The organism is Okeania sp. SIO2B9, from assembly GCF_010672505.1.
Taxonomy (GTDB): domain Bacteria; phylum Cyanobacteriota; class Cyanobacteriia; order Cyanobacteriales; family Microcoleaceae; genus Okeania; species Okeania hirsuta.
The window spans coordinates 1-4,166 of the sequence record NZ_JAAHGK010000671.1; the positions used below are offsets into that span (position 1 = coordinate 1).

General features: G+C 35.2%; 3 protein-coding genes. All 3 read left to right on the plus strand.

Annotation, left to right across the window (positions count from 1 at the left end):
* Positions 1-701: 701 nt before the first annotated feature.
* The 3 genes from F6K13_RS21290 to F6K13_RS21300 all read left to right on the plus strand — a co-directional run bounded on the left by F6K13_RS21290 (position 702) and on the right by F6K13_RS21300 (position 3,351).
* Positions 702-1,787 (plus strand): alpha-hydroxy acid oxidase, encoded by a 1,086-nt coding sequence (locus F6K13_RS21290; RefSeq protein ID WP_124155182.1) that lies wholly within the window; start codon positions 702-704, stop codon positions 1,785-1,787.
* Positions 1,788-2,015: 228 nt separating this feature from the next.
* Complete coding sequence (locus tag F6K13_RS21295; protein ID WP_124143693.1) at positions 2,016-2,525, plus strand: TM2 domain-containing protein; 510 nt, start codon at positions 2,016-2,018, stop codon at positions 2,523-2,525.
* Between the two features lie 427 nt (positions 2,526-2,952).
* Positions 2,953-3,351 carry a nuclear transport factor 2 family protein gene (locus tag F6K13_RS21300; protein WP_124143692.1) on the plus strand — a complete coding sequence of 133 codons (399 nt, stop codon included), beginning with the start codon at positions 2,953-2,955 and terminating at the stop codon, positions 3,349-3,351.
* Positions 3,352-4,166: the final 815 nt, after the last annotated feature.

Genomic DNA, 4,166 nt, shown 5'->3' on the forward strand with positions numbered 1-4,166 from the left:
TGGAACACTTCAATTTTCACATCTGATTCCTGATTGCTATATAATATAAATTAATTTTTTATCCAAAATTTATAATATTTTGATAATTAGTTATGACCGAAAAATTATGGTCAATAATCTCCCATTTTAAGGGTATAAAAAAAGAGAATATTCTAGATTTAAAGCCTCTAGTTGAAGCAAGAAATACTGAATTTTGTAGTTCCGATTATAGGAGGATAACTGATAACTGAAATGACGAAATTTAGTAGTGAGTATTCGCGTTAAATTTCTGAAAAACAGCCTTTTTTTTTAATTAGATGCTAGACAAATTTTTATCCTCTACAGCATCAGACCTATAAGCACTATTTAAACTGTTGAAAATTACCATTTTTTTTGCGGGTTTAATACCCCACCGTCAACGAGGGTGCTTAAAATTGCTTGGGGTTATCAGACACGGAGTGGCCGGTCGTTGACTATCCATAAGCAATTTTTCCTTCAGCATAGCTGCCTTCTTCAACATTTAATCATTAGACATCTCCAGAAAAGAAACTTGCTCTTTATTTACTATAAACTAGGGTTGTAAAAGTTACTTACAAAATCATTTTCCGTATTTTTTTCCTAAAAACATCTTCCCTGTTCCCTGTTCCCTGTTCCCTATTCCCTACTGTTACAAAAAGTCTATATCTTTTTCACCAGATGTCTATTACCAATTACCAACAATAATGAACAAACCAATTAATATCTTCGAGTATGGATCTTTGGCAATACAACATTTATCTCAAATGGCACTAGATTATTATGCTAGTGGCGCATGGGATGAAATTACTTTGCAAGATAACCGTACTGCTTATGAACGATATAAATTACGACCTCGAATGTTAGTAAATGTTAGCCAGCGAAATTTAACTACAAAAATCCTGGGACAGCATATTAAAATGCCAATTTTAATTGCCCCTATGGCTTTTCAATGTTTAGCACATCCAGAAGGAGAATTAGCAACAGCAAGAGTAGCAGCAGATTTAGGAACAATAATGGTATTAAGTACCATGTCCACTAAAAATTTAGAAGATGTGGCATTAGCTCCAAATGTGCCAAAAAATTTTTGGTTTCAACTCTATGTACATCGCGACCGCGGTCTAACTCGTGCTTTAGTAGAAAGAGCTGAAGCTGCAGGTTATCAAGCATTATGCTTGACAGTTGATGCGCCAATTTTGGGTAGAAGAGAACGCGATCGCCGAAATAAGTTTACTTTACCATCTGACATGGAATTAGCTAATTTAACGTCGATGGCAAATTTAGAAATTCCTCAAACAGAAGATGAGTCTGGGTTATTTGCTTATGTTGCCAATCAACTAGATCCAGCTCTTACCTGGGGAGATATAGACTGGTTGCAGTCATTGACATCATTACCTATAGTAGTTAAAGGAATTTTGCGGGAAGATGATGCTATTCGAGCTGTAGAACATGGGGCAAAAGGCATTATTGTTTCTAATCATGGAGGTCGGCAGTTAGATGGAGCGATCGCCACTCTTGATGCTCTCCCAGAAGTAGTTGCAGCAGTGGGACATCAAGTTGATGTACTGATGGATGGAGGTATACGCAGGGGTACAGATATTCTCAAAGCATTAGCATTAGGGGCAAAAGCTGTTTTAATTGGGCGTCCGGTTTTGTGGGGACTAGCAGTGGATGGAGAAGCAGGGGCGGGTCATTTGTTGGAGTTATTGCGCGATGAATTAGAAGTGGCAATGGCATTGAGTGGCTGTGCTAAGATAGAAGATATAGATTCTAGTTTAGTTCGTTATATTTAAAATAAAGAAGGAAGAAGGAAGAAGGAAGAAGGAAAAAGTGGATGGGGACTCTAACCCCAACTAATTGTAAACACCGCAAGTGACGGTGGGTATTAAACCTAAAAGAAAAAGATAAAAATTTCAGGTTTATTCATCTAATTGGGTGAAGTTTTCTATAGGTAATAATTCTGTAATTGAGTCAGATATAAAGTTCAAATAAGGTTGTTTATTTAGATGGAAAGTAAAAAAATGAACAAATCTAAAACTATTAATAATCCCAAAGTATATGAAACTAAAAATACAGGTATGGCTTACCTTTTATGGTGTTCTGGTTTTTTAGGTATTTGCGGATTACATAGATTTTATTCTGGGAAATATGTAACTGGTAGTTTGTGGTTAGCTACTGCGGGTTTATTAGGAATTGGTCAATTGTTTGATGTCTTCTTTATTCCTGGAATGGTAGAACAGAAAAATCTCAAAAATTTCAAGAAACAATTAGATTCTGGGGATATATATAATTACTTTTCTCAAGAACAAATAGTGAGAATGTTAGAAACTAATCCCCCAAAATCAGACACACAAATTATTCTTCAACTAGCTAAGGAAAATCCAGATGGAATTTCAATAGCAGATTGTATCATTGCTACAAATAAAACAGTACCAGAAATGAAAGAACTGTTAAAAAAATTATATAAAGAGGGTTTATTAGAAATGGATAATCACCCCGAAACAGGGGCTGTTATTTATAAAGTATTTTAAAATTTTAGATTGTTTAAGTTGAGCTTATTTCTTAAATCTCTAATATGATGTTCCCTTGAATACTTATAAATCAGGGAGTAGGTCATTTCAGTTATCAGTTATCAGTTAGCCTCATAAGGTAAATAACTAACAAGATATCTTTACTTAATACAAATAATTGCTATTATTGTTTTTGGCGTGCGATAAAAGGTTAATCAATTGAGCTATAATTAAACCTTAATATGAAAGTCAGCTTCCTTGACTTTAAACTTTATATTCATTTAAACACTGTCCTTAAGTGGATAGTCTTATTGCTAAGAGCTGACAGCTAATAGCTGTTTGCGCAGCATTCCGCAGGAAATGCTTACATTCCCTATTCCCTGTTCTCTGTTCCCTATTACCTAGCGCGTAGCGCTATATACAAATATAATTGTTGTAAAAATCCACAATGACTCAAACAGAAATAAACACAATTACCGTTGCTAAAAAAGCATTTGATAAATTTACTCATGGTTTAGCAACTGGAGAATGGGAAGCATTTTTGGATATGCTTACTGATGACTTTACCTTTTGGTTTCCCGTAGGAAAATTTCATGGTTTAAACGAAGGAAAAGACCGCGCTAGAGAATTTTTTCAGTATGTTTCTGAAGCTTATAGTGAAGGACTTTCAATTACTTCTTTAGACAATATTACTAGCAACGAAACAACAGTAGTATTTGAATTTCGGGATGAAGGCCCAATGTGGGGAAAAGCTTATAAAAATCGAGTAGCAGTTTCTTTTGATGTCAGAGGAGATAAAATTTGTTCCTACCGAGAATATTTAGGTAGTGATGGTAAGTCGAATTAATTAGCTATAGCAGGGAATAGGGAATAGGGAACAGGGAACAGGCAATAGGCAATAGTGGGAAAAATATTTCCCTGTCTTACAGTTTATTACCAGTCTATGTCCTAACCAACCCATTCTTTGCTATATATAAATATCTCCAGAAAAGGGGGAATAGGGAGCAGGGAACAGAGAGAAATGATATCAAATCCGGTTAAACAGCCATAGAATGGTTAAGTTAGGAGTCCTCAGGAGTCAACCCACCCCTCACCCCTCCCAGGAGGGGAAGTCAGGAGTCAGGAGGAGAAAGAATTACAAAGATGAGGGTAGTTATGACGATTGAAGATTTTTTTATGTCCAATTAAACGGATTTGATATGATTGATAATTTACGGATAATACCATTTTGAAAAAAAGAATATTACAAAACTTCCCCTCCTGGGAGGGGGAGGGGCGAGGGGTGGGTTTACTCCTAAGAAATAGCCTAACTATTTGTAGCAAACATTTATCAAATTGGTATTACAGGAGCAGGACTACCAGAAATTTTACTATTCCCTATTCCCTATTCCCTAGACCTCTTGCAAAAGTTTTAATTAAATCAATTCAAAATAAAGATATGAAATCAACAATTTCATCCCCCTATTCCCTGACTTCTGCAAGAAGTATCCTATCTAAATTTCTGAAAAATCCTTTTTCTTTTCTACTAATAATGCTTTAGCTTTTTCCTTAATTTTGGCATGATATACTACTCCTTCATAAGCATAACGATTATAACCACTATTAACAATTAACTCCTCTAAATAACGTACCCTTTCTGCGGTCTCTGGATGAGTAGATAAA